Here is a 24,171-nt window from a genome sequence, read left to right on the forward strand (position 1 = left end):
TACATCCGTTCTTCTGGGTAGAACCGGCATGTTATCGCTCGCAAACGCCCTTTGGCCTCGGCACACTTATAGGGATGCCGCGTTGCAGCATCAATAATTTAGCGTTTCGTCTCAAACTGACATAGATCGGTCAGTCCCATCTGACCCATATTCGCGTGCAGATCCTGCCTCAGGATATCGATCACATGCGCAGGGCCTTTAGCGCCAAGTGCCGCAAGACCGTACAAAAAAGCACGCCCCAGCATGACAAAGTCCGCGCCCAGCGACAGCGCACGCAGGATATCCAACCCGCCTTCGACACCGCTGTCGAAAATCAGCGGCAGGCGGGTCGCGCTCCGGATTGCGGGAAGAACCTCGATGCTGGCCGGGGCCGCGTCGAACTGTCGGCCCCCGTGATTCGACACCCACAGGGCGTCCACACCCACCTGTTCCAGCCTGTCCGTGTCCTCGGGGCGCAGGATGCCTTTCACGACAAACGGCCCTTCCCAATGATCGCGCAGCCATTTGACGTAATCCAGATCCGGCGAGGTTCGCAGCAGGTATCCGACATGGGCCGTCGGCGGCAGATCACCAGGGTCATCAATATATTTGTCCAGCGTGCGCATATGCGGAACACCGCTGCGCAGCATACCCAAAGCCCAGGAGGGTCTTTGAGCGATCTGTACCAGCAGGCGCGGTGTCAGTTTCGGCGGCTGCCGCAGGCCCGAGCGCGTCTGCCGCTCCCTGCGCGAGGCGACAGGGACGTCAGCGGTCAGAACCAGAGTTCGAAATCCGGCCCCGCGCGCCCGGTTCAGCATGTCCATGCGAATTTCTGGGTCCCTTGGCGGGTACAGCTGGAACCACGCGTTCTCGCCCAGATAGGGGGCCAGGTCTTCGGGGCTCTGACTGGCCACCGTCGATAGCGAATAGGGAATGCCTGCCTTGGCGGCGGCCTGTGCCAGCAACCGCTCTGCATCAGGCCAGACAAGCCCGGACATCCCGATCGGCGCAATGCCGAAGGGCAAAGGACAGGTGCCACCCGGGATTTTCACCGACGTATCGAATTCAAGGTCCCCATGCAGGATCGAGGGGCTCAGACGGACATCATCCAGCGCCTTTCGATTGCGATGCCGCGTCGTTTCAATCCCGGTGCCACTGTCGATATATTCCCACACGAAGTGCGGCAGCCGACGGCGTGCGCGGCGTTTCAGATCGGGAATGCCGGGATAGGTGCTGTGCAGGTCCATAAGGATTGATCCGGCCTGCGGGGCGATTCGGCAAGGTTTTCAAGCGGCTTCCGGCGATGGGCGTTTACCCGTTGCGGGAACGCGCCTGGCCTGCTCCAGCGCCCCGGCGGCGACGTGAACCTGATTGCGCCCCTTGTCCTTGGCGACATATAGCGCATCATCCGCGGCACGCATCAGATCCTGCGGCATGGTGCCGTGGGCGGGGTAATGCGCGACCCCGACCGAGATTGTGATACGGGGCAGGGCCTTTTCGCCATAGCGGACAATGACCGCCTCGACCGACTGGCGTAACTGCTCGGCCCGGGTCATGGCATCTTCGGGGCTGTTGTCGGGCAGGATCAGCATGAATTCCTCACCGCCGATGCGGCAGGCGATCTCGTCCCGGTCGCAGCCCTGTTCCAGCGCCGCGCCGACCGCGCGCAACACCATGTCTCCGGCGTCATGACCATGCGTGTCGTTGAATTTCTTGAAGTGATCGACGTCCACGGCAATCAGGCTCAGCGCGGCGCCGGTCTGCTGGCTACGGCTGATGGCCTTGCGCAATGTCTCGGTCATGTGGCGGCGGTTGAACAGCCCGGTCAGCGGGTCGCGCACCGATTGGTCATGCAGCTGATCGCGCATACGGACATTGGCGATTGCCATGCTGATCTGTTCGGCGCACAGCTGCGCCAGCTTGCGGCTTTTATGGAAACAGGCCTCACGCCCCTCAGCCGCGCGCAGATGCAACAGACCAACGGTTTCCCCGTGGGCCAGAATGGGAAAACAGAAATAGGGCCGCCCGTCATGCGGTTCGGCATGTTCGCAGACAAAATCGATCTCAGAGGCACCGAACTCATAAGTCCGGCCGCGCCTCAAACCCCAGCATCCTTCCGGATGGATATGAGATTTATGCGTTCCACCGTTCCAGCTGGCACACCCGTCCAGCACATCGCGCGAGTTGGAATAGACGTACACACTCCCTTCGGCCTCGGGCAGGATATGGGTCATGAAGCGCGCCACCATGTCGAAAAGCTCATCCAGTGAGCGGCTTGATTGCAGCCACTCGTTCAACTCGCCCAGCAGGCGCACCTCGCGCGCCAGGCGAAGCTGCTCTCCCATCAGTTCGCGTTCTTTCACGGCGCGCTTGTGTAGATCACGCATCTGACGGCGGTTGGTGCGGTGGACAATCAGGATGACCGTGGTCAGCGCCAGCAATGCGACACTGCTCAGCAACGCCAGCGACAGGCGCACGCGCGTGATGAACAGGGTTCTGACATTGGTGATGTCCGAATAATATTCGATAGCGCCAAGGAAAACGCCGTCCCTGACGATTGGTGTATAAACCTCGGCCACATGTCGGGTGTTTGGGCCTGCATGTCCGGCTGGGTCATTGTCGATCGAGTCAACCTCTGCCGCAGGTTTTTCCGCGTGATTGTAATAAATGTTTCCGGCGGCGACGACCGACTGGAAGTACGGTTTTGTATTCACGGCCCCCACATCGCTGGCACGGGTCGACCAGAACACCTGACCGGACACATCAAACAGTTTGAACCGGTAGATGTCCGAGGTTTCGGGCAGCAGCATCAGGAATTCCGCGTCATGCTCGTGCAGCTCATGGTACCGAAACGTTGCATCCAGATCGTCCAGATGGCTTTCGACCTGACGGCTTAGCTGCATGGCGTCTTTTCGCAAATCCGATTCCAACATGCGGTCCACAACCGGGGCAGGGGCCGCATAGATGCCCCATCCTGCTGCCGCTGTCAGCGCGATCAGAATCAGGGTAACGCCCACAAGTTTCAGCCGTGACGACCCGCCCGTCAGTTCCTTCGCTTCCATCTGTTCCACTCCCGCAGCAATGGGGTCAGCATCCGGGTGAGGACTTGACAGAGGGTTAACAACCCCACAGGGCAGCGGCATCTTTGTTTAGAATTGAATGCAAAAAGACGTGAAAAAACTCCGCGAACAAGCCGTGAACAAACTCTTTCCCTCGGCGTTCATCCGGCGTAGCTTGGGGTCATGAGCAGTTTTGACGAAATGGACGCCTTCGAAGGCGCATCCCTGTCGGCGCGGGCTATGGCCGTGCGCCCTTCGCCCTATCTGGATGAGCTGAACCCGGCGCAACGTGACGCGGTCGAACGCCTGGACGGCCCGGTTTTGATGCTGGCCGGGGCGGGGACGGGCAAGACCAAGGCGCTGACGGCCCGGATTGCGCATCTGCTCAACACGGCGCGCGCGCGCCCGAACGAGATACTGTCGGTGACCTTCACCAACAAGGCCGCGCGCGAGATGAAGGAACGAGTAGGCCGCCTGCTTGGCGAGCCCGCCGAGGGGATGCCATGGCTGGGCACCTTCCATTCCATTTGCGTCAAACTGCTGCGCCGCCACGCGGAACTGGTCGATCTGAAATCGAACTTCACCATTCTGGACAGCGACGACCAGCTGCGCCTGCTCAAGCAATTGGTTCGCGCCGCCAATATCGATGACAAACGCTGGCCCGCGCGTATGCTGGCGGGGATCATCGATGATTGGAAAAACCGTGCGCTGACGCCCGACAAGGTGCCTGCGGCGGATGCCGGGGCCTATAACAACAAGGGCATCGAACTTTATGCCCAGTACCAGACCCGCCTGCGCGAGCTGAACGCGGTGGATTTTGGCGACCTGCTGCTGCACATGGTCACGATTTTCCAGACCCACCCGGATGTTCTGGAACAATACCAGCGCTGGTTCCGCTACATCCTTGTGGATGAGTATCAGGATACCAACGTTGCCCAGTACCTGTGGTTGCGCCTGCTGGCCGGGGGGCACAAGAACATCTGCTGCGTGGGCGATGACGACCAGTCTATCTATGGCTGGCGCGGGGCCGAGGTCGGCAACATCCTGCGGTTCGAAAAGGACTTTCCCGGAGCCTATGTGGTGCGGCTGGAGCAGAACTATCGCTCGACTCCGCATATTCTGGCGGCTGCATCGAACGTCATTCGGGGGAACGAAAGCCGTTTGGGTAAAGAACTTTGGACCGATGCCAAAGACGGCCACAAGGTCAACCTGATCGGCCATTGGGATGGCGAGGAAGAGGCCCGCTGGATCGGCGAGGAAATCGACGCGATGCAGGGCGGGACGCGCGGTATCCGACCGATGAACCTTGATGAGATGGCGATTCTCGTCCGCGCCTCGCACCAGATGCGCGCGTTCGAGGACCGGTTCCTGACCATCGGTCTGCCCTACAAGGTGATCGGCGGCCCGCGTTTCTACGAGCGGATGGAGATCCGCGATGCCATGGCCTATTTCCGGCTGGTGACCAGCCCCGAGGATGATCTGGCCTTCGAGCGGATCGTGAATACGCCAAAACGCGGATTGGGCGATAAGGCGCAGCAGACCATTCAGATTGTGGCGCGCGAGAACGGCGTGTCTCTGGTCGAGGGTGCGCGGATCGCAGTCGACAACGGGCTGATCAAGGGCAAGGGCGGCAAAGCCCTGCGCGAGTTGATCGACGGGTTGGTCCGGTGGAATGCGATGACACGCGGGCCTCGGATTGAGGTCGATGATGACACGGTTATCGATGATGGGGTTTCGCCGATCCGCTATGGCGCGCCCGAGCATACGCATATTGAGCTTGCACAGATCGTCCTCGACGAATCCGGCTACACGGCCCATTGGCAGAACGACAAGACCCCCGAAGCGCCGGGGCGTCTGGAAAACCTCAAGGAACTGGTCAACCAACTGGACAATTTCGAGAACCTGCAAGGGTTTCTGGAACATGTCAGCCTGGTCATGGACAATGAACAGGACGGTGACGGGGCCAAGGTCTCGATCATGACCCTGCACGCGGCCAAGGGGCTGGAGTTTCCCGTCGTCTTCCTGCCGGGCTGGGAAGACGGGCTGTTCCCCTCGCAACGGTCGATGGACGAAACCGGCCTCAAGGGGCTCGAGGAAGAACGCCGTCTGGCCTATGTTGGCATAACCCGTGCCGAAGAGGTTTGTACGATTTCCTTCGCCGCCAACAGGCGGGTATTTGGGCAATGGCAGAATTCCATGCCCTCGCGCTTCATTGACGAGTTGCCCGAGGACCATGTCGATGTGCTGACACCTCCGGGCCTTTATGGCGGCGGTCATCAGACGGCGGGCATAGAAACCCGCGCGGCCGAAGCCAATGTCTATAACTCGCCGGGCTGGAGACGGTTGCAGGCGCGGCAGGGCCAATATGGCATGTCGCAACCCCGCGAAAGCCGCAACACAGTGATCGACGCCACCGCACTGGCCAGTTTCACGCTGGGCGAGCGGGTGTTTCACCAGAAATTCGGTTATGGCGCGGTGATCGGGATCGAAGGTGACAAGGTCGAGGTCGATTTCGACAAGGCGGGCATCAAGAAAGTGGTCTCGCGTTTTCTGACCAACAAGGATGACGTCCCGTTCTGAGGCGTCATATCCCGTCGACCAGAACCAGATTGGTGGTTGCGGTGGCCTTTCGGATCTTCGCCAGTTCGGTGTAATCCGGGTCGTCCTTCCAGGCTTTCGCCGCTGCAAGATCCGGAAACTCCATCAACACAATCCCGCCTTCGGGCCAATCGCCTTCAATCCGTTCGACCGGTTTGGATGAGACCGTCAGCAGGCGACCGCCGTGGCGGTCGAAGATCGGCATGAAACCTGCCAGATAGCCCTGGTATCCGTCCGGGTCGTGAATGTTGATCTGCGCAATGAAATAGGCGGCCATGGCGTCCTCCGCATCAGATGTCAGGACGCCATCCTACACCAGTGTCCGAAAAACAAAAAACGGCGGTTCCCAGGGAGGAGGAGAGGGAACCGCCGTCTTGTCAACATCAGAGCAGGGAGGAGGAGAGCCCTGATGTATGCGAACCCGGGTTTGAACCCGGTATGAGGAAGACGCGGCGATGTCAGGGAGGAGGAAGACATCGCCGCGCGCTTTCAACATCAAGGCAGGGAGGAGGACGCCCCGATGTATTCGTGTCCGGCGGGTTGAGGCCGGTATTAGGTGCGGCAACGTCAGGGAGGAGGAAGACGTTGCCGCTGATTACAGACCCAAAGGGAGGAGGAAGGGCCTGATCTCAGTATGCGTGTCGCGCTTATCGCGCGGTTTGTTCGTTTGCCGCCTGCAGGGCAACGCGGCGGATCATCGAGCGGTGCAGGCCAAGATCGGCCAGCTCGTGGTTCGACAGGGCGGACAGTTCATTGACCGTCTGGCGATACATGCGATAGCGCACGAACCGGGTCTTTGCGTTTTCCAGAACTGCGCCAAAACCGAACGCCGGTGCGTTCTTTACTGCTGTATGCGTGCTTGCGACTGCCATGCTCATCATCCGTATCTTTTTGTCTTGCCGGTATCGTCCGGCCCTTGCTTGAGACTGAAGATAGGTAAATGCTGCAATTGCACAATGGGTCGCGACATCATTGCTGCTATGCAGCAAATGCATAGATTGGCTCAGTTTTTTCTTCTTGCCGCGATGCGCCTTGAAAATATGGGGTCGACCCTAGGTCAGCTTTTGCGGCGACATCTGGCTCTTCACGGCGGCCTGCCTTTGAATTGAGCGCGCTCGGCGGGAAAATGGGCAAAACATATCCGTTCTGATGTTGACAAGGCATGGGTAAATCGCTCGTGGGAAATCATGGGGCGATGTGGTCGCGTGGGGGAGATTGCCGGAAAGCGATCCGAAATTCTGAACGATTCGAAGGGCTGATTGTGCATTTGGGGCTAATATTTCCAGTCCAAAAGAAAAGCAGGCAAATTTCTTGGGAAATCGCGGGAAAAAATTCGGCCGCAGAATTTTCTATATATAGGGGCGTGTTTTTCATCGCACGCTAAAACTGGTGTCGTGGGGCTCGAATCCTTCAATGATATTCCGCTCTGGCCGTGTTCCTCATGACACGCTGCGCAAATTTCCTATTGATTTCCATGAATTCCCATGTCATCCCTAATACATCCGATGAGGACGAGGCAGCAGGGGCACCAAACGACCCCGACCAAAAATATTCAGGTTTCATACAGGCATCTCGCTTTCATCAACCAAGAGATCCGGCGCGCGGGCGAGCAGACATCCCCCCAGGTGGCGCGCGCAGCTGGACATCCCGCAAAGCGGGTCAATGCGGCGGGTTGATCAGTGGCAGCAGATCAACCCGCCGTTTTTCATCCGGGGGGAACGTGAATTCAAGGTGGGGCGCAAGCGAAAGGGACAGTCGTCTTGGCGCGCAGGTTTAGAGGTGAAAGCCACCATAAGGTGGATACGAAGGGCAGGGTGTCGATCCCGGCCTCGTTTCGCCGTGTGCTTGAATCGTCCGATCCCAACTGGCAGCCCGGTGACAACCCTGAACTGGTGATTGTCTATGGTGACCACCGCCGCAAATACCTTGAATGTTATACCATGCAGGCGATTGACGAGGTGGATGCCAAGATCGATGCCCTGCCGCGCGGCTCGATGCAGCGGCGGATGTTGCAGCGCATGTTCCATGGTCAGTCCTTCCCGACCAACGTGGACGAAACCGGGCGTCTTGTGCTGCCCGCCAAGCTGCGCAGCAAGATCGGTCTCGAAGGCGAGGCGTTCTTTATCGCCGCAGGCGACACCTTTCAGATCTGGAAGCCCGAGACCTACGAGGTCGAGGAACTGGCCAAGACCGAAGAATGGATGGATGATCTGCCGGACGATTTTGATCCGATGCAGTTCCTAGACGGCACCGGGGATGCGTAACGGCATGGCCGGCGCTGCGTCCTCATCTGAAAAACCACATATCCCCGTTCTGCTGCGCCCCTTGCTGGCTGCGGTTGCGCCGGTCACGGGCATCTGGCTGGACGGCACGTTTGGCGCGGGCGGCTATACGCGCGGGCTGTTGGAGGCCGGGGCAGACAAGGTAATCGGTGTAGACCGTGACCCGCTGGCCTTTGAAATGGCGGCAGATTGGGCGCAGGATTACGGCGACCGGCTGGTGATGCAGCCCGGCGTATTCTCGCGCATGGACGAATACGCGCAGGATCTGGATGGCGTTGTGCTGGATCTTGGCGTGTCCTCGATGCAGCTGGATCAGGCCGAGCGCGGGTTTTCCTTCATGAAGGACGGTCCGCTGGATATGCGGATGAGCCAGCAAGGCGAAAGCGCCGCCGATTTGGTAAACACGGCGACCGAGGCGCAACTGGCCGATATCCTGTTCCACTATGGCGAAGAACGCGCCAGCCGCCGGATTGCCAAGGCGATTGTCCGGGCGCGAACCGAGGCGCCGATCACAACCACCCTGCGTCTGGCCGAGATTGTCGAATCCTGTCTGCCGCGCCCGAAACCGGGGCAATCGCATCCCGCAACGCGCAGTTTTCAGGGTCTGCGGATCGCGGTGAATGCCGAATATGAAGAGCTGTTTCAGGGCCTTATGGCCGCCGAACGTACGCTGAAACCCGGTGGGCAGCTGGCCGTTGTCACCTTCCATTCCATCGAAGACCGGATGGTCAAACGGTTCTTTCAGTCGCGCGCGGGCAAAACAGGGCGTGCGAACCGCTATGCGCCCGAGATGGAACAGGACCAACCGCAATTCACGCTGAAGACCCGCAAGGCCGTAGGACCCGACGAACAGGAATTGCAGGAAAACCCGCGCGCGCGCTCGGCCAAGCTGCGTGTCGTGATCCGCACCGATGCTCCGGCGGGGGAAATTGAGGCCCGCGCCATTGGAATGCCTCAACTTGGGGGAAGGGCAAGATGAAGAGTGTTTTGTATGTGTTGACTGCTCTGTCCGTGTTCGGATTGGCGCTTTGGGCCTATCAGGAGAATTATCGGACCCAACAGGTGGTGAAGGAAACGCAATCCCTGCAACGCGAGATCGGCATGGCGCAGGTGCGGCTGGCGGTCCTGAACGCCGAATGGGCTTATTTGAACCGCCCCGACCGGCTGCGAGAGCTGGCGGACCTGAATTTTGAACGCCTTGGTCTGCTGCCTCTGCGGGCCGAACAGTTCGGGCGCGCCGATCAGATCGCCTTTGCCGAAGACCCGGACCTGCCCATCGTTGACCCGATTGAATTGCAGGCCATCACCGACATTCAGGCCTTGGGCGAGGTGCAGATCCCATGACACGCACGCCCCTTCGTCCACTGGCCCGTATCCTTGACGCCCGCGCCCGTGGCGAAAACCCAAAGGCGATCGAGCGTGAAAACATTCGCAAGCGCCACGAAGACATGAAAGACCGCGCCCGCGCCCGCGCCGAAGGGCGTCTGCTGGTGCTGGGGCTGTTCTTCTTCTGCGCATTCTCGGTGGTTGGCGTCCGCATGGGCATGTTGGCAACGTCCGAGGTGCAGGAACCACTGGCCAATGCGCCGGGGGCCGCGATTGCCATGCAACGCGCCAATATCGTCGACCGCGAAGGGCGCATTCTGGCCACCAACCTTGATACCTATTCCGTCTACGCGCAGCCGCCCCTGATGATCGACCCGACTGCGGCAGCGGATCAGCTGGTCGCGATCTTCCCCGATCTGGATAAAGAGCGTCTGGTCAAGGATTTCACTGGCAAGCGCAAGTTTCTGTGGATCAAGAAACGCATTTCGCCCGAACAGAAACAGGCCGTGCACGACATTGGTGATCCCGGCATCCTGTTTGGCCCGCGCGAGATGCGCCTCTATCCCAATGGCAAGTTGGCCGCGCATATCCTGGGTGGCTCCGGTTTTGGCCGCGAGGGCGTCAGCGCCGCCGAGGTGATCGGTGTGGCCGGGGTGGAAAAGCAGTTTGACGACTATCTGCGCGACCCGGCCAATGGCAACAAGCCGCTGCAACTGTCGCTGGACCTGACCATTCAGGCCGCGGTCGAACAGGTGCTCTATGGCGGTATGAAGATCATGAACGCCAAGGGCGCATCGGCAGTTCTGATGAATGCGCATACGGGCGAGGTTTTATCCGCCGCCTCGCTGCCCTCATTCGATCCCAATGATCGCCCACGCCCGCCGACCTCGGGGTTTGATCCCTCGGACAGCCCGCTGTTCAACCGCTATGTGCAGGGCGTGTACGAGCTGGGGTCGGTCTTCAAGATTTTCACCGCCGCGCAGGCGGTTGAACTTGGGCTGGTGAACTCGAACACCATCATCGATACATCCGGCCCGATGAAGATCGGGCGCTTTCCGATTGGTGAATTCAACGGCAAGAATTACGGCAAAATCAGCGTGGCGGATGTGATCGTCCACAGCTCGAACCGCGGCACCGGGCGTCTGGCGTTGCAGATCGGCGCGCAGCGGCAGCAGGATTTTCTGAATGCGCTTGGCATGTTCGACCCGACCCCGTTCGAGATTGTCGAGGCCACGGGCGGTGTGCCGCTGAAGCCAAAGAAATGGGGCGAGCTGAGCACTGTGACCATCTCCTACGGCCACGGCCTGTCAACCAGCCCGATGCACCTTGCAGCGGGATATGCGGCGATTGCCAATGGCGGGCATTATGTCAGCCCGACCATCCTGCGCCAGAACGGCCCGCAATACGGCCCCCGTGTGATGTCGCAGGGAACCGCGCGTCAGGCGCAGAAAATGCTGCGCAAGGTGGTGACGGATGGCACTGCCAGCTTTGGCGAGGTGAAAGGGTATGACGTGGCTGGCAAGACCGGCACGGCAGACAAGCCCAAGCCACGCGGCGGGTATTACGAAGACAAGGTCATCGCCACTTTCGCAACGCTCTTCCCGGCCTACGATCCGAAATATGTTCTGATCGTCACGCTGGATGAACCCTCTATCGTGGCTTACGGTGAAAAACGCCGCACCGCAGGCTGGACAGCAGTGCCTGTAGCTGCCGAACTTATTGGTCGCGTGGCACCTCTGCTGGGCTTGCGTCCCCGGCTTGAGCCTGAGGCGGGCGCTGCTATAACGCTGACCTCAAACTAGGCTGTCCGGCAAGAGGTGGGTCATGGGCACAAGGACAAAGAAACTCAGCCAACTGGCCCTGACCGCGCGAGGCGGGGTTAACCCCGAGATCACCGGTCTGGCCGTTGACAGCCGCGAGGTGAAAGACGGTTTCCTGTTTGCAGCCCTTCCCGGCACGCGGGTTCATGGCGGCACGTTCATTCAATACGCCCTGCGAATGGGGGCCGCCGCCATCCTTACCGATGCCGAAGGGGCGAAAATCGCAGCAGCTGATCTTGCAGCGTCGGATGCGGCGCTGGTGGTTGTCGAAGACCCGCGTCAGGCGCTGGCCGGGGCCGCCGCCCTGTGGTTCGGCGCGATGCCGCAGACCATTGTCGCGGTCACCGGAACAAACGGAAAAACCTCGGTTGCCACCTTTGTGCGCCAGATCTGGACCGAACTGGGCCACGCCGCCGTCAACCTTGGGACAACCGGGGTCGAAGGGGCATGGACCGCACCGCTGGCCCATACCACGCCCGAGCCGATCACCCTGCATCGCTGTCTGGCGGAAGCCGCCGAAAACGGTGTGACCCACGCCGCAATGGAGGCCTCGTCCCACGGCCTCGAACAGCGCCGCCTGGATGGCGTGCACCTGACCGCTGCCGGGTTTTCGAACTTCACGCAGGACCATCTGGATTACCACGAGACTTTTGAAGCGTATTTCGCAGCCAAGGCTGGGTTGTTCGACCGGGTTCTGCCGCAGGATGGCACCGCGGTCATCAATCTGAGCGATCCCAAGGGGTCTCGGGTCCGCCGGATCGCCCAGGCGCGCGGTCAATCGGTGCTGACCGTCGGGTTGGGCGACGCCGATCTGTGCCTGATCAACCAGCGGTTCGATGCCACCGGGCAGGATCTGCGATTTGCGTGGCAGGGCCGGACCTTCCAGACACGCCTGAACCTGATCGGAGGGTTCCAGGCCGAAAACATCCTGCTGGCTTGCGGGCTGGTGATTGCCGCGGGCGACAGCCCCGAACGGGTTTTTGAAACGCTGCCGCATCTGACCACCGTGCGCGGGCGTATGCAGCTGGCCGCAACCCGCGAAAACGGCGCGACGGTTTTTGTGGATTACGCGCACACCCCCGACGCCGTGGCCACCGCTCTCAAGGCGCTGCGTCCGCATGTGATGGGTCGTTTGATCGCCATTGTCGGCGCGGGCGGCGACCGCGATGCCACGAAACGCCCGCTGATGGGAAAGGCAGCTGCCAACCACGCAGATATGGTTTTCGTCACCGACGACAACCCACGCAGCGAAGACCCCGCCGCCATACGCGCCGCTGTCATGGCAGGTGCGCTCGAGGCAGCGGGCGACGTCAGCGTGACCGAGGTCGGCGACCGCGCCGAAGCCATTCTGCGCGGCATCGATGCCCTGCAACCCGGCGACGCACTGCTGATTGCGGGCAAGGGCCACGAAACCGGGCAGGTCGTTGGCGATCAGGTGCTGCCCTTCGATGATGTCGAACAGGCCAGCATTTCCGTCGCCGCGCTGGACGGGAGGGTCGCATGACGCTCTGGACAGCATCCGAGGCCGCTCAGGCAACGGGGGGGCGGGTCACGGCCGATTGGACCGCTGATGGTGTCTCCATCGACACGCGCACCCTTCAACCCGGTGATCTGTTTGTGGCGCTGCAAGCGGCGCGGGACGGGCATGAGTTCGTTGCCCAAGCGCTTGAGAAAGGCGCAGGCGCGGCTTTGGTCTCGCATATTCCCGACAATGTATCGCCAGATGCGCCACTGCTGATCGTTGATGATGTGCAGGTGGCGCTCGAGGCATTGGGGCAGGCGGCTCGCGCCAGAACGAATGCGCGTGTGGTGGGGGTGACCGGCAGTGTCGGCAAGACGTCGACCAAGGAAATGCTGGCCGTGATCCTTGAAACACAAGGCAAAACCCATGCCAGCGTGGCCAGTTACAACAACCACTGGGGCGTTCCGCTGACCCTTGCACGGATGCCGCGCGACACTGAATTCGCAGTGATCGAGATCGGAATGAACCATCCGGGCGAGATTGCCCCGCTGGCCCGGCAGGCCCGCCCGCATGTGGCGCTGGTTACAACCGTGGCGGCGGTGCATCTGGAAGCCTTCGAGTCCGTCGCTGGTATCGCCCATGAAAAAGCAGCGATCTTTGAAGGGCTCGAACCCGGTGGCGCGGCAATCGTCAATGCAGATATCGACCACGCAGATATCCTGCGCCAAACGGCGCTTGGGCAGGGGGCCGGAATCGTGGATTTCGGCCAAGGCGCAACGGATTACCGGCTGACCAACGTTCAGCAGGCGGCGAACACCGTGAAAGCCGAGGCAGCCGTTGGTGAACAGGTAATCCGATTTGAGGTGAACTCTGCCGGTACGCATTTCGCCATGAACGCGCTGGGGGCCTTGGCAGCCTGCGTTGAATTGGGTGTTGATCTCGATGACGCCGTCGCAGGTCTGCGCGCATGGTCCCCGGTCAAGGGGCGCGGCGTACGGGAAAGCATTCCTCTGCCCGGCGGCGGGCAGATCGAACTGCTGGATGACAGCTATAACGCCAACCCGACCTCGATGGAGGCCGCGCTGGATGTACTCGCCGCCTCACAAGGCAAACGCCGCATCGCCATTCTGGGCGACATGAAAGAGCTGGGCACACAGGAAGTGGCGATGCACGCCGCCATGGCCGATGCCGAAGCGATGGCACATGTCGATCAGGTGCATTGTATCGGCCCGTTGATGCGGGCACTGCACCACGCGCTGCCCCCTGCCAAACGCGGTCTCTGGTCCGAAACCAGCGCCGAGATGGCCGGACGGTTGCCGTCGCTGGTCAGGGACGGCGATACTGTTCTGGCCAAGGGCTCTCTCAGCATGGGATTGGCCTCGATTGTTGACGGTCTGCGCAAAATGGGGCAAGGGGGCGCGCTTGATGGGTGATCACGCCCATGCGCCTCGTGTGAGAAAGGTATTGTCATGCTGTACTGGTTGACCGCCCTGTCGGATGGTGGGGATTTCTGGAACCTCTTCCGGTATATCACCTTCCGCGCAGGCGGTGCCTTCATGACGGCACTGATCTTTGGGTTCATCTTCGGAAAACCCCTGATCAACGTGCTGCGCAGAAAGCAGGGCAAGGGCCAGCCGATCCGTAATGATGGCCCCGAGGGGCATTTTTCCAAGGCAGGCACGCCAACAATGGGCGGTTTGCTGATTGTCGGGGCTCTTGTGACCTCGACCCTTGTCTGGGCGCGTCTGGATAACCCTTATGTCTGGATGGTGCTTTTCGTGACCCTGTCTTATGCGGCCATCGGATTCGCGGATGACTATGCGAAGGTTTCAAAACAGAACACGCAGGGGGTTTCAGGCAGGATGCGCCTCGCATTGGGCGTGATTATTGCCGTGCTGGCATCGCTTTGGGCGACTTTGCACCACCCCGAAGCGTTGCAGAACCAGCTGGCTGTACCCGTATTCAAGGACACGCTGGTCAATCTGGGCATCTTCTATATCCCGTTTGCGATTGTCGTGATCGTAGGGGCCGCCAACGCGGTAAACCTGACCGACGGTCTGGACGGGCTGGCCATCATGCCAGCGATGATCGCCGCCTCGACGCTGGGCGTGATCGCCTATGCGGTGGGCCGCGTCGACTTTACCGAATATCTGGACGTGCATTACGTGCCGGGCACCGGTGAAATCTTTATCTTCACCTCAGCGCTCTTTGGTGCGGGTCTGGGGTTCCTTTGGTACAACGCCCCCCCGGCGGCGGTCTTCATGGGCGATACCGGGTCGCTGGCGCTGGGCGGCGCGTTGGGCGCCATTGCCGTTGCCACCAAGCACGAGCTGGTTCTGGCCGTCGTCGGCGGCCTGTTCGTGGTCGAGGCGCTGAGCGTGATCATTCAGGTCCTCTACTTCAAACGCACGGGCAAGCGGGTCTTCCTGATGGCCCCGATCCATCACCATTATGAGAAAAAAGGCTGGGCCGAGCCGACCATCGTCATCCGCTTCTGGATCATCTCGCTGATCCTGGCGATGATCGGTCTTGCAACGCTGAAGGTGCGGTGACCAACCGCCGAATTGTTTTGTCAGGATGTTCCAGCGGAGGTAAGTCAACCCTGCTGCAGGAAATGGCGAAACGTGGCTACGCAACGGTTCCTGAACCTGGTCGACGTGTGGTCAGGGCCGAGCAGGATAGCGGTGGGAACGCGTTACCGTGGAATGACCCCAAGGCGTTTTGCAGAAAGGTGATCGGCACGGCTTTTGACGACATGGCCCATGCTCCAGCTGGTCTGGTTCTGTTTGACAGGTCGGCGCTGGATGCTCTGATCTGGTTCGAGCGCACGGGCACAAATCTTGAAAATGCACTGCGTGATAAGATTCTGCGGCTTGACTATGATTGCCGGGTGTTCCTGTTTCCACCATGGCCTGAAATCTATGTTCAGGACAGCGAGCGACAGCATGATCTGTCTGACGCTCTTGCGGAATATGAAGCTTTGTGCGACCGCTTACCGAAACTTGGTTTCCAGACAGTCCTTGTCCCGAAACGGCCCGTGGTCGAGCGGGCAGACTGGCTTGAAGCGCAGCTAGGCAAAGGACACATGAAATGATCCCGGTCAAAGGCTTTTCAGGGCAGAAAGTTGCGGTTCTGGGATTGGGCCGGTCCGGTCTTGCAACCGCACGCGCCTTGCGCGCAGGCGGGGCGGAGCCGGTCTGCTGGGATGACAACCCCACAGCCCGCGCCAACGCCGAGGGCGAAGGGTTCTCCTGTGCCGACCTGCGCAAACAGGGGGCGTTTGACACGATTGCCACGCTCATCGTTTCACCGGGCATTCCGCATCTTTATCCCGAACCCAACCCCGTGGTTGCCGCAGCTTTGGATGCAGGCGTGCCGGTCGACAATGATATCGGCCTGTTCTTCCGCTCTTTTGCGGGGCCGGAATGGAGCAACTATGACACTCCGCCACGGGTCATCGCGGTCACCGGCTCGAACGGGAAATCCACCACCGCGGCGCTGATCCATCACATCCTGACCGAGGCCGGGCGCGAGGCGCAGTTGGCCGGAAATATAGGGCGCGGTGTTTTGGATATCGATCCGGGTGGCGATGGCTCGGTCGTGGTGCTGGAACTTTCCAGCTATCAGACGGAACTGGCCCGTGCGCTGACCCCGGATGTGGCGGTGTTCACCAACCTTTCGCCAGATCACCTGGATCGCCACGGTGGCATGGGCGGATACTTCGCGGCCAAACGAAGGTTGTTTGCCGAAGGCGGCCCGGACCGCGCGATCGTTGGCATCGATGAAACCGAAGGCGCCTTTCTGGCTGGCCAGCTGGCCGAAGGGCCGGCGGATGATCGGGTGATCCGTATCTCGGTAACGCGAAAGCTGACCGGGCCGGGATGGCAGGTCTTCGCGCGCAAGGGGTTTTTGTCGGAATACCGCAAGGGGCGGCAGGCCGGGTCTATCGACCTGCGCGCGATCAAAGGCCTTCCCGGTGCCCACAACCACCAGAACGCCTGTGCGGCTTATGCGGCCTGCCGGTCGCTGGGCCTAGCGCCGCGCGTGATCGAAGACGCGCTGCACTCGTTCCCGGGCCTGCCCCACCGCAGCCAGATCATCGCTGAGGCGGGCGGAGTAACCTATGTCAACGACTCCAAGGCGACCAATGTCGACAGCGCCCTGAAAGCGCTTATGGCGTTCAAAAAGATCCGCTGGATCTGTGGCGGGCTTGAGAAAGAAGGCGGTGTCGCAGCCCTGAACGCAGCAGCGGATCAGGTGATCAAAGCCTATGTCATCGGCCGTGAGGCGGCTGGCTTTGCGATGCAGCTGACGTCCGACGCACAGGTTTGTACCACGATGGAGGCGGCAGTGGCGCAAGCCATGGCGGATGCGCAGGCGGGCGAGACCGTTCTGCTGGCACCGGCAGCGGCAAGTTTCGATCAATATGACAATTTCGAACAGCGTGGCGACGATTTCACAGCGCAGGTGCAAAAACGGCTGGGCTAACACCGCACCTGCAACAGCCCGCCGGTACGTGTGGACATTTTTCAGTCAGATTGACACTTTGTTGGAATTGAGGTTGCGTCACCTTAAGTTCAATAAAGAGGAAGCGGAAAATGTCTGCACGCAAAATTCTCTCCATCCTTCCCGTTGTTGCGCTGGCCGGGGCCTGCGCCAATAGCGGGGCGAATTATGTTCCTATCATCGACGGGCCTGTGGGCCCGAACTACCAGTCCGATCTGGCCAATTGTCAGGCGCTGGCCCGGTCCCGTCCGACGCTGGATAGCAACACCGCGGGCGCTGCCGCCATTGGCGCGGCCGGTGCTGCGGCAACCACGGCAATTATCGACAACAGCGCCAGCGATCTGGGTCGTGCGGCGGCCGCTGGTGCTCTGGTCGGTGTGGGTGCCAGTGCGATCAGCAACACCCAGAATCAGGAAGTGATCGTGCGCAACTGCATGCGCGGTCGCGGCTACAACGTCGTAGGTTAATTCATGGCGGCAATGGCGACACCTGCGGCATGGCCTGATGACCATGCCCATTGAAAGTTGTAGCCGCCCAGCCACCCGGTGACATCCACCGCTTCGCCAATCGCATAGAGGCCAGGGACATCCTTGGCCTCCATCGTTTTCGACGACAGATCATCGGTATCTATTCCGCCCAGTGTGACCTCGGCGGTGCGATACCCTTCGGTTCCCGACGGTACCAGCCGCCAATCTGACAGGGCCGCGACCAGTTCAGACAGCTTCGCGTCCGACTGATCAGCCAGATTGCCGGACATCGGGATGACTTGGCTCAGGTATTCAACCAACCGGGACGGCAGATGCCGCGCCAGTTCCGTTGTCAGCGCCCTGCGCCCAGCGTTTTGCCGTTGCGCGCGCAGCAGATCGAACAGGGGCAGTTCGGGGATCAGGTTCACGCCGATCTCCTCACCTTCGCGCCAATAAGAGGACAGCTGCAAAACGGACGGTCCGCTAAGGCCGCGATGGGTGAACAACAGCGCTTCGTCAAAACTTGTGCGGTCATTGGACAGCCGCACGGGCAGGGAAACACCGGATAGGTCCTTGAACCGGCCATCCGAAAAGGTGAACGGCACCAGCGCCGCACGGGTGTCGGTCACCCGCAAGCCAAACTGTCGGGCAATGTCATAGGCCAGCCCGGTCGCGCCCATCTTGGGGATGGATTTGCCCCCCGTGGCCAGCACCAGATTGGCACAGGCCAGATGCAGGCGCTGCCCCTCACGCTCGACCTCCATCGCGAATCCGGCATCCTCCTTGCGCAGATCACGCAGCGCGGTCTGCACCCAAAGCTCGGCGCCGGCGCGGCTCATCTCGTCCAACAACATCTGGATGATCTGCTTTGAGGAGCCATCACAGAACAACTGCCCCAGCGTTTTCTCATGCCATTTGATGCCGTGCCGGTTCACCAGATCGACAAAATCCCACTGCGTAAACCGCGACAGCGCGGATTTGCAGAAATGCGGGTTCTGCGACAGGAAGTTGCCCGACCCCGCATACATATTGGTGAAGTTGCACCGCCCTCCGCCCGAGATGCGGATTTTCTCGCCCGGCGCCTTGGCGTGGTCGATCATCAGCACCCGCCCACCGCAACGGGCCGCGCACATCATTCCTGCTGCTCCGGCACCCAATATGATCGTATCGAACCTCATGCACCGCCCTTGGCGTGGATTTTCGGCGATGACAAGGGTGAAACCCGGCGCATCGGGCCTGAGGCAAAGGATTTAGTTGTCAGGTGAATGATTCCCGCAAAATCGGGGCCTGCGGGCGGTGACACCCTTGCGCGGCGGCCGGTTTGAGCTGGTTGTCGGGATTTTGCGCGCGCGTCGCGGGGCGGGGTTGGAAGGGTGCAGATCACAGAAAACCACTCCCGGGTCCGGTCAAATTGCGGCACCGTTCAGGTTGTGCAGGGCACCTGGTCCCGCCAAATGTTGGGCCACCGAACAGGGTGGCGACTGGCTTGACCGGCTGAAACGGTGCGGGCCGGGCAACGTTCGGATACTTTTTGGAGAATCGATTTCCGGAACCAGTCAGCCGAAACTGTGTCGGGCCATCCGCTTGGTTCAAAAGTATCGGGCCGGTTCAATGCCAAAGGCTTGACCGGGATCAGCCCTCGCGCACTCCTAACGGGAAGTCTTGCCGCATCAGCCCGTCTTGCCCGCCAAGCACCAAGCGCCACAGGTGCCGGGTAAATTGGCCAAATTACACCGAAAAATATGTTCAAAAATAAAAATATGTCGACGGAAGTTCACTAAAACAATACAATAACCCTTATTATTTTGAACTTAACGCATTTTAGAAACCAAATCTCATCAGCGGGCCGATTTATGCCTCGTGATTTCCATTCAGGCCCGTGGCCCGTCCCGCGCAATGCAGCGCCATTCACACCCGTCGGCTGCATTTGCAATCGCAACACGCCTTTGATGCGTGCCAGCCTGCCTGTTTTCGGGGTGGCACATTTCAACAAGTTAAAGAGTTCCGAGACACGATCATGGGTATTAATCTGAATTTGAACAATCCAGGCGACCTTCCCAAGGCGCGGCTCAGGGCGATCCTGTTCCTTGATGCATGTGATTACTCTGCCGCCGTCCGCGAGGCCGAGCTTGAAACACTGGCCAGAATCCGCCGCGATCTGAATTGCGTCAGCGATCTGGTTAACAGCTTTCGGGGCCGGGTGACCGGCCTGACCGGTGACGGGCTGTGCGCCGTTTTCCCAAGCGCGCGTGCCGCCGTCGAAACTGCGCTGGGGGTGCAGGATGTCCTGACCCATGCCCCCGACCGGTACGCCAAAGGGTATCGAATTGGGATACATCTGGGCGACACGTTCGAGGTTGACCAGCAGATCATCGGCGACGCTGTGAATACGGCGGCCCGGATCGAAAGCGTCGGCTCATCCGGCGAGGTTCTGGTCTCAAGCGTTGTGCGCAATGCGCTGCGCGGGCGGCAGGATTTCCTGTTCAACTCGATCGGGCGACCCAATCTCAAGAATATCGGTGCCTCGCTCGAGCTGTTCAAAGTGGCCCGCGCAACAATCGACGTTCCATATGAGAAGGACGGAAAAGAACAGCCGGTTCCTGTTCCCGCCAACCCAACGGCCTTCCGGTCCGAACGGCTGTCGTTTACCTTACCGCGCCCGAATTTCGTGATCGGTCTGTTGTCTCCGGATGTAGGGGGTGGTTCCGAAACCGCGGCATTCGTGTCCAACATCGTTGCGGAACAGCTGTCCAAATCCCTTACCGAAACCGAAGCGCTCGAGGTTCAGGATTACCGGGTGCCGCAGGTTGCGCTTCCAAAGGAACCACTGTCGGCTGGGCCTGATCTTTTCCTTCAGTGTCGCGCTTCGACCTGTGGCAGCATGTTGCAAGTGTCCGCCACCGCAATGCGGTCGGAAGACAGAAAAGTGATCTGGAGCCAGAATGTGGTGGCCGATCAGGGTGACTTTCTGGGGCAAAACTGCTCGGGTCTGACATCGTTCATCAGCTATGCCACTGACGCCTTGCTGACTGCCTTGCTGAACGGGCGTCACATGCGCGATCCGGCCTCCCATCACGCGGCGAAAACCGCCGTTGCCGCCGTGCATCACCTGCTGACCATGACCGGGCCGGGGCTGGACCAGCTCGAGGCGGACATTCTGGCGGCTTACGAGCTTGATCCCAAGCCGGTCTACCTTGCGTGGCTGGCTTATGTCACAACATTCAAGGTCGGCGAACGGTACGGAACCTGGGATGCTACACTGGAAGCGCAGGCGCGCGATCTGGCCCGCCGCGCTGTCGAGGCTGACCCGGATAACGGCACTGTTCTGGGCCTTGTCGCCCACGTGCATTCCTACGTGTTCCGAGAGTTTTCGGTGGCGCAGGATCTGGTCGACCGCGCGCTCGAGCTCAGCCCTTATCGTGCGATGAGCTGGGATTCCGCCGCCATGCTCTATTGCTACACGGATCGTCCGGCGCTGGCAGTGGAAGCTGCGCAGAAGGCACGGCTTATCGGACGGCACAGCCCGTACCGGCATCTGTTTGACGGGGCAGGATGTGTCGCCGCGCTGGTCAATGGCGAGTTCGAGAAATCCATCAGGTTCGGCGAATCCGTGATGGAGGTTCAACCGCAGTTCAAGACCGTCATGCGCTATCTGGCTGCGGCTTACGGGCACGCAGGTGACCATCAGCGAGGCGAGTTCGCCTTGCAGCGGCTGACCAATCTGGAACCGGACATGTCGCTGGCCTGCATCCAGCAGGACCGGTTCCCGGTGCCAACACGGTTCAGCGCGCAATTGATGGAAAGCGGCCTGTCCCGGATCGGGTTGCCGCAACACGCTTGAAGTAGGGGTAAAAGTAGGGGGTTTACTTATGTCTTACGTGTCCACGCTCAATGGTTTTGGCATGATGGCCCGACGTGGAGAGCTGATTTCCTGCAAAGTGGTGAAATTGATGAACCTTGCCGGAACCGGTGGTCTCGGTGCCTCACCGGGGGACAATCGAAAGGCGTTGGAAAATTTCATTTACGACGCGCAGAGGGAAAGCTTCATCAAATATCTCAATGCCATTCATGATCTGGATTCCGAGTTGCTGGATATTGAAAAACTGCGCGAGCTTACCGCGTTCATGCAGAACGAAGAATTCATCGACCCCTTCAGGTCTGACAGCCGTGTAAAAGGTGCGAAAGACGAAGAGATCGGGAAACGCTCTGCCCTCGGCGCGGCGTCCGTCGCGATGAGCGCATCTTCGGCATTCGCACTGAACCGGAACCGCAACAGAAACCGCAATCGGAACAGAAACCGGAACCGAAACAGAAATCGCAATCGTAACCGGAACCGCAGCGATTTTGACGTCGGCGGCAACGATGCTTCCTTCGGCTGGCGCGAGATGCGCGATCTGTGCCGGATCGGTATGCTGCCCGCATCCGGACTGCTGGGCAAAATCTGGGAAAACATCGATCTTCTGCCGCCACCGGGCCCAGACGAAAGCATGAAGGAAACCGAATACCTGCTGATCCTGCAAGGGCGGCTCAAGTGGTCAAATCAGGCGACGCGGCGCGAGGAAATCGTGACGCAGGCAGGCTTTGGCATTGATGACTATCTCAGCCCGCTGGGTATTGACGAGAAGGGCGGCTTTGATGCGACCCGCGCGCTGATGACGATCCTGCTGGAACTGACGAATGAAATCGGCCTGACCTACAAGAACCGCTTCAGCCGACCCAGACCCAATATCATCCAGCCGCTGATCCGGCCCTTCCTTCCGGTGCCTTTTCATGCGGCTTACCCCTCGAACCACTCCTACCAATCTTTCGCGATTGCCGAACTGTTCTCGCGGCTGATCCCCGAACATCCGGGCACTGTCGCTTTGTTCCACCGCGCCCAGCGGATTGCTGAAAACCGCGAATGGGCCGGTCTGCATTACCCAAGCGACACAGCCGCCGGGCGAAGTCTGGCCAGAAAAACCGTGGCTTACCTGACCGAGGTTCTGGACGAACTGATGGACGAAGCACAAGACGAATGGCTGGGCTAAGGATCAACGCGAGGTGACGAAATGACCGCAGGAAACGAAGACTACGCACGATATTACTATCTCTGGCATCTGGTCGCGATCAAAGCCTTGACCGTCAAGGCGCCCCCACCCGCTGATGGAGAGACCTGCCCGGAAATCGATATCGCGATCTGGGATTTCACAGGTCCAGCTCTGGCCGAGGCGAAAATCGCCCTGATTGACATGGGCGTGGCCCCGCATCACCCGAACCTGAAAGCGCCGGATATCGGACCGGTTCCGGCGGACAGGGTCATTCGGGACGACGCCCTTGATCTGGCCAGCCACCCATTCGGCGTCAAATACATCGACCGGTCTGCCGTTGGGGCAGGGGCCGAGCATATCGAAGAGCAGGTACAACATCTGTCGGGCATTCAGGACCCCTTGGGCATTCCGGGCCTGACCTCTCAGGAACGGCGGGTGATTGCCGGGCTGAGGTCGGGTTTTGGCGTCAAGCGTTACATCGATGCCTATGACGATCGCTATGCCGGGCACGGCACCAGCTGTGCCGGGCTGGCCTGCGGAACCAGCTTTGCAACCGACCAATTCGGCAATACCGGCAATATCGCGGCGTATTATGGGGTTGATCCCAAAAGCAGGATTATTCCGATCACGACGTCTATCTCGCCCAGCCCGGAAGAATTGATTGCGGCGTTTCTTTATGCCCTCCACAAAGGCGCGCATGTCATCCTGTTTCCGCGCGATGCCGCGAACCCGGACCACTGGCCGGGATATCGATTTCGCCCTGCCACTGGCACCGAGCCGTTCTATCCGGGTCTGGACTCGCACGAAAAGACGCGCCTGCACGAGACGAGGCGCGACGAACCCGACGGCGACGCGCGCGACATCTCGGTGGCATGGTCGGCGCTGGACAAGATCATCAAATGGGTCAGCACGAGAATTCCGGTGGTCTGTGCCGCTGGCAATGACGGTCGAAGTGAACTGATTTACCCTGCCAGCCTGTCCGGTGATCCAACCAACGGGATCATCTCGGTGGGGGCCGTCAACTACAATGGCACCCGGTCCGGGTATTCGAACCACTCTGCTGATCTGACCGTGTCCGCCCCCTCGGATGACGGTGAGATCTACAACCGCTATCAAATTCGTCTGGACCGTGATGCAGCCTCGGCCACTGACTTCCATATGGAAAACCCGAAACATCACCTGAAACGCGACGGCAGTGGTGACGCGATCCCGATTGTCGAATTCGCGCCTCAACGGTTGGTGACCTTGGATGTGCCGGGCCCGCGGGGCTATGTCGAAGGCAGCCTTGCCGCGGCGGTCAAAACCCGAAAAAAGGCGGTGGACGATCCTGCCGGGCTGTATACTGAATTCGGCGGCACTTCGGGGGCTTCGGCCCTTGTTGCCGGGGCAATAGCGATGATGCAGCGAAAGTCGCCCAATGTTCTCAATGGGGTGCAGATCAAAGCCATCTTCAAGAACCTCGAAACATCTGCAACGCGTTTCGACAACACCCACTGGTATTGGTCCTCTGCCGCAGGAACCCTGCAAGCTGACGCGATCAACGGTTACACGCCGCCCCCCAGGGCCGAACTGTTCGGAGTGGCGGGGTTGCTGGATGTGCCGCTGCTGCTAAGCAAGGTCTGATGCCCACCTCCTCCCGTCCGGT

20 protein-coding genes are annotated in these 24,171 nt (G+C 60.2%); 15 read left to right on the forward strand and 5 right to left on the reverse strand.

Translation table 11 applies throughout. The features are described from left to right. Window positions 1–98: 98 nt before the first annotated feature. Window positions 99–1,226, reverse strand: coding sequence for an alpha-hydroxy acid oxidase (locus tag ACR0BZ_RS01755; RefSeq protein ID WP_480919285.1), 1,128 nt, complete (start codon window positions 1,224–1,226; stop codon window positions 99–101). 39 nt (window positions 1,227–1,265) lie between these two features. Beyond that, window positions 1,266–3,041, reverse strand: a complete 1,776-nt coding sequence (locus tag ACR0BZ_RS01760; RefSeq protein WP_480919286.1) for a sensor domain-containing diguanylate cyclase — start codon at window positions 3,039–3,041, stop codon at window positions 1,266–1,268. Window positions 3,042–3,221: 180 nt separating this feature from the next. Between ACR0BZ_RS01760 and ACR0BZ_RS01765 the strand changes: the two genes are divergently transcribed. Beyond that, complete coding sequence (locus ACR0BZ_RS01765; RefSeq protein ID WP_480919287.1) at window positions 3,222–5,618, forward strand: ATP-dependent helicase; 2,397 nt, start codon at window positions 3,222–3,224, stop codon at window positions 5,616–5,618. A 4-nt stretch (window positions 5,619–5,622) separates the two neighbouring features. On the opposite strand, the gene ACR0BZ_RS01770 is transcribed toward ACR0BZ_RS01765, so the two are convergent. Together ACR0BZ_RS01770 and ACR0BZ_RS01775 are read right to left on the reverse strand one after the other, a co-directional pair. Then, window positions 5,623–5,913: a DUF1330 domain-containing protein gene (locus ACR0BZ_RS01770; RefSeq protein ID WP_480493794.1), complete on the reverse strand. Its 291-nt coding sequence runs from the start codon at window positions 5,911–5,913 to the stop codon at window positions 5,623–5,625. Between the two features lie 370 nt (window positions 5,914–6,283). Then, window positions 6,284–6,508 (reverse strand): DUF1127 domain-containing protein, encoded by a 225-nt coding sequence (locus ACR0BZ_RS01775; protein ID WP_480486302.1) that lies wholly within the window; start codon window positions 6,506–6,508, stop codon window positions 6,284–6,286. A gap of 84 nt (window positions 6,509–6,592) precedes the next feature. Here ACR0BZ_RS01775 and ACR0BZ_RS01780 point away from each other — a divergent pair, with 84 nt between their 5' ends. The 11 genes from ACR0BZ_RS01780 (at window position 6,593) to ACR0BZ_RS01830 (ending at window position 17,499) form a co-directional block, all read left to right on the forward strand. Next, window positions 6,593–6,745, forward strand: a complete 153-nt coding sequence (locus ACR0BZ_RS01780) for a hypothetical protein (RefSeq protein ID WP_480919288.1) — start codon at window positions 6,593–6,595, stop codon at window positions 6,743–6,745. A gap of 687 nt (window positions 6,746–7,432) precedes the next feature. Next, window positions 7,433–7,900 carry a division/cell wall cluster transcriptional repressor MraZ gene (gene mraZ / locus ACR0BZ_RS01785; RefSeq protein WP_480773186.1) on the forward strand — a complete coding sequence of 156 codons (468 nt, stop codon included), beginning with the start codon at window positions 7,433–7,435 and terminating at the stop codon, window positions 7,898–7,900. 4 nt (window positions 7,901–7,904) lie between these two features. Next, entirely contained in the window at window positions 7,905–8,897 is a 993-nt protein-coding gene (rsmH, locus tag ACR0BZ_RS01790; RefSeq protein ID WP_480486300.1) for a 16S rRNA (cytosine(1402)-N(4))-methyltransferase RsmH, read from the forward strand. Further along, window positions 8,894–9,262: a cell division protein FtsL gene (ftsL, locus tag ACR0BZ_RS01795; protein ID WP_209504535.1), complete on the forward strand. Its 369-nt coding sequence runs from the start codon at window positions 8,894–8,896 to the stop codon at window positions 9,260–9,262. The genes rsmH and ftsL overlap by 4 nt, the downstream gene beginning before the upstream one ends. After that, on the forward strand, window positions 9,259–11,046 hold the full coding sequence (locus ACR0BZ_RS01800; protein ID WP_480919289.1) for a peptidoglycan D,D-transpeptidase FtsI family protein: 1,788 nt from the start codon (window positions 9,259–9,261) through the stop codon (window positions 11,044–11,046). The genes ftsL and ACR0BZ_RS01800 overlap by 4 nt, the downstream gene beginning before the upstream one ends. A gap of 22 nt (window positions 11,047–11,068) precedes the next feature. Next, entirely contained in the window at window positions 11,069–12,568 is a 1,500-nt protein-coding gene (locus tag ACR0BZ_RS01805) for a UDP-N-acetylmuramoyl-L-alanyl-D-glutamate--2,6-diaminopimelate ligase (RefSeq protein ID WP_480919290.1), read from the forward strand. Further along, the gene (locus ACR0BZ_RS01810; protein ID WP_480919291.1) at window positions 12,565–13,959 is read left to right on the forward strand and encodes a UDP-N-acetylmuramoyl-tripeptide--D-alanyl-D-alanine ligase; all 1,395 of its coding nucleotides are present in this window, start codon (window positions 12,565–12,567) and stop codon (window positions 13,957–13,959) included. The genes ACR0BZ_RS01805 and ACR0BZ_RS01810 overlap by 4 nt, the downstream gene beginning before the upstream one ends. Window positions 13,960–13,995: 36 nt before the next feature. Next, on the forward strand, window positions 13,996–15,078 hold the full coding sequence (mraY, locus tag ACR0BZ_RS01815; protein WP_480506250.1) for a phospho-N-acetylmuramoyl-pentapeptide-transferase: 1,083 nt from the start codon (window positions 13,996–13,998) through the stop codon (window positions 15,076–15,078). Continuing rightward, window positions 15,075–15,620, forward strand: a complete 546-nt coding sequence (locus tag ACR0BZ_RS01820) for an AAA family ATPase (RefSeq protein WP_480919292.1) — start codon at window positions 15,075–15,077, stop codon at window positions 15,618–15,620. The genes mraY and ACR0BZ_RS01820 overlap by 4 nt, the downstream gene beginning before the upstream one ends. Continuing rightward, the gene (gene murD, locus ACR0BZ_RS01825) at window positions 15,617–17,014 is read left to right on the forward strand and encodes a UDP-N-acetylmuramoyl-L-alanine--D-glutamate ligase (protein ID WP_480919293.1); all 1,398 of its coding nucleotides are present in this window, start codon (window positions 15,617–15,619) and stop codon (window positions 17,012–17,014) included. The genes ACR0BZ_RS01820 and murD overlap by 4 nt, the downstream gene beginning before the upstream one ends. A gap of 110 nt (window positions 17,015–17,124) precedes the next feature. After that, a complete protein-coding gene (locus ACR0BZ_RS01830) occupies window positions 17,125–17,499 on the forward strand; it encodes a glycine zipper family protein (RefSeq protein WP_480475937.1) in 375 nt (124 codons plus the stop codon). Here ACR0BZ_RS01830 and ACR0BZ_RS01835 read toward each other — a convergent pair. Then, window positions 17,496–18,677 (reverse strand): BaiN/RdsA family NAD(P)/FAD-dependent oxidoreductase, encoded by a 1,182-nt coding sequence (locus ACR0BZ_RS01835; RefSeq protein WP_480919294.1) that lies wholly within the window; start codon window positions 18,675–18,677, stop codon window positions 17,496–17,498. The two genes, ACR0BZ_RS01830 and ACR0BZ_RS01835, sit on opposite strands and share 4 nt — an antisense overlap. An 839-nt stretch (window positions 18,678–19,516) precedes the next feature. Between ACR0BZ_RS01835 and ACR0BZ_RS01840 the strand changes: the two genes are divergently transcribed. Genes ACR0BZ_RS01840 through ACR0BZ_RS01850 form a run of 3 tightly spaced genes read left to right on the forward strand, consistent with a single transcriptional unit; the run spans window position 19,517 to window position 24,149 of the window. Continuing rightward, window positions 19,517–21,340: an adenylate/guanylate cyclase domain-containing protein gene (locus tag ACR0BZ_RS01840; RefSeq protein WP_480919295.1), complete on the forward strand. Its 1,824-nt coding sequence runs from the start codon at window positions 19,517–19,519 to the stop codon at window positions 21,338–21,340. Window positions 21,341–21,368: 28 nt separating this feature from the next. Further along, window positions 21,369–22,526, forward strand: a complete 1,158-nt coding sequence (locus tag ACR0BZ_RS01845; protein WP_480919296.1) for a phosphatase PAP2 family protein — start codon at window positions 21,369–21,371, stop codon at window positions 22,524–22,526. A 21-nt stretch (window positions 22,527–22,547) separates the two neighbouring features. Then, window positions 22,548–24,149 carry a S8 family serine peptidase gene (locus ACR0BZ_RS01850; protein ID WP_480919297.1) on the forward strand — a complete coding sequence of 534 codons (1,602 nt, stop codon included), beginning with the start codon at window positions 22,548–22,550 and terminating at the stop codon, window positions 24,147–24,149. Window positions 24,150–24,171: the final 22 nt, after the last annotated feature.

The organism is Ruegeria sp. P8, from assembly GCF_056534665.1.

Excerpts from the sequence above, each read along its gene's own strand:
- ACR0BZ_RS01755 (WP_480919285.1), bottom strand. The coding sequence starts at position 1,226 with ATGGACCTGCACAGCACCTATCCCGGCATTCCCGATCTGAAACGCCGC.
- murD (WP_480919293.1), top strand. The coding sequence starts at position 15,617 with ATGATCCCGGTCAAAGGCTTTTCAGGGCAGAAAGTTGCGGTTCTGGGA.
- ftsL (WP_209504535.1), top strand. The coding sequence starts at position 8,894 with ATGAAGAGTGTTTTGTATGTGTTGACTGCTCTGTCCGTGTTCGGATTG.
- ACR0BZ_RS01810 (WP_480919291.1), top strand. The coding sequence starts at position 12,565 with ATGACGCTCTGGACAGCATCCGAGGCCGCTCAGGCAACGGGGGGGCGG.
- ACR0BZ_RS01775 (WP_480486302.1), bottom strand. The coding sequence starts at position 6,508 with ATGGCAGTCGCAAGCACGCATACAGCAGTAAAGAACGCACCGGCGTTC.
- ACR0BZ_RS01830 (WP_480475937.1), top strand. The coding sequence starts at position 17,125 with ATGTCTGCACGCAAAATTCTCTCCATCCTTCCCGTTGTTGCGCTGGCC.
- ACR0BZ_RS01805 (WP_480919290.1), top strand. The coding sequence starts at position 11,069 with ATGGGCACAAGGACAAAGAAACTCAGCCAACTGGCCCTGACCGCGCGA.
- ACR0BZ_RS01765 (WP_480919287.1), top strand. The coding sequence starts at position 3,222 with ATGAGCAGTTTTGACGAAATGGACGCCTTCGAAGGCGCATCCCTGTCG.
- ACR0BZ_RS01835 (WP_480919294.1), bottom strand. The coding sequence starts at position 18,677 with ATGAGGTTCGATACGATCATATTGGGTGCCGGAGCAGCAGGAATGATG.
- ACR0BZ_RS01840 (WP_480919295.1), top strand. The coding sequence starts at position 19,517 with ATGGGTATTAATCTGAATTTGAACAATCCAGGCGACCTTCCCAAGGCG.
- rsmH (WP_480486300.1), top strand. The coding sequence starts at position 7,905 with ATGGCCGGCGCTGCGTCCTCATCTGAAAAACCACATATCCCCGTTCTG.
- ACR0BZ_RS01780 (WP_480919288.1), top strand. The coding sequence starts at position 6,593 with ATGGGTCGCGACATCATTGCTGCTATGCAGCAAATGCATAGATTGGCT.
- mraY (WP_480506250.1), top strand. The coding sequence starts at position 13,996 with ATGCTGTACTGGTTGACCGCCCTGTCGGATGGTGGGGATTTCTGGAAC.
- ACR0BZ_RS01800 (WP_480919289.1), top strand. The coding sequence starts at position 9,259 with ATGACACGCACGCCCCTTCGTCCACTGGCCCGTATCCTTGACGCCCGC.
- ACR0BZ_RS01770 (WP_480493794.1), bottom strand. The coding sequence starts at position 5,913 with ATGGCCGCCTATTTCATTGCGCAGATCAACATTCACGACCCGGACGGA.
- ACR0BZ_RS01845 (WP_480919296.1), top strand. The coding sequence starts at position 21,369 with ATGTCTTACGTGTCCACGCTCAATGGTTTTGGCATGATGGCCCGACGT.
- ACR0BZ_RS01760 (WP_480919286.1), bottom strand. The coding sequence starts at position 3,041 with ATGGAAGCGAAGGAACTGACGGGCGGGTCGTCACGGCTGAAACTTGTG.
- ACR0BZ_RS01850 (WP_480919297.1), top strand. The coding sequence starts at position 22,548 with ATGACCGCAGGAAACGAAGACTACGCACGATATTACTATCTCTGGCAT.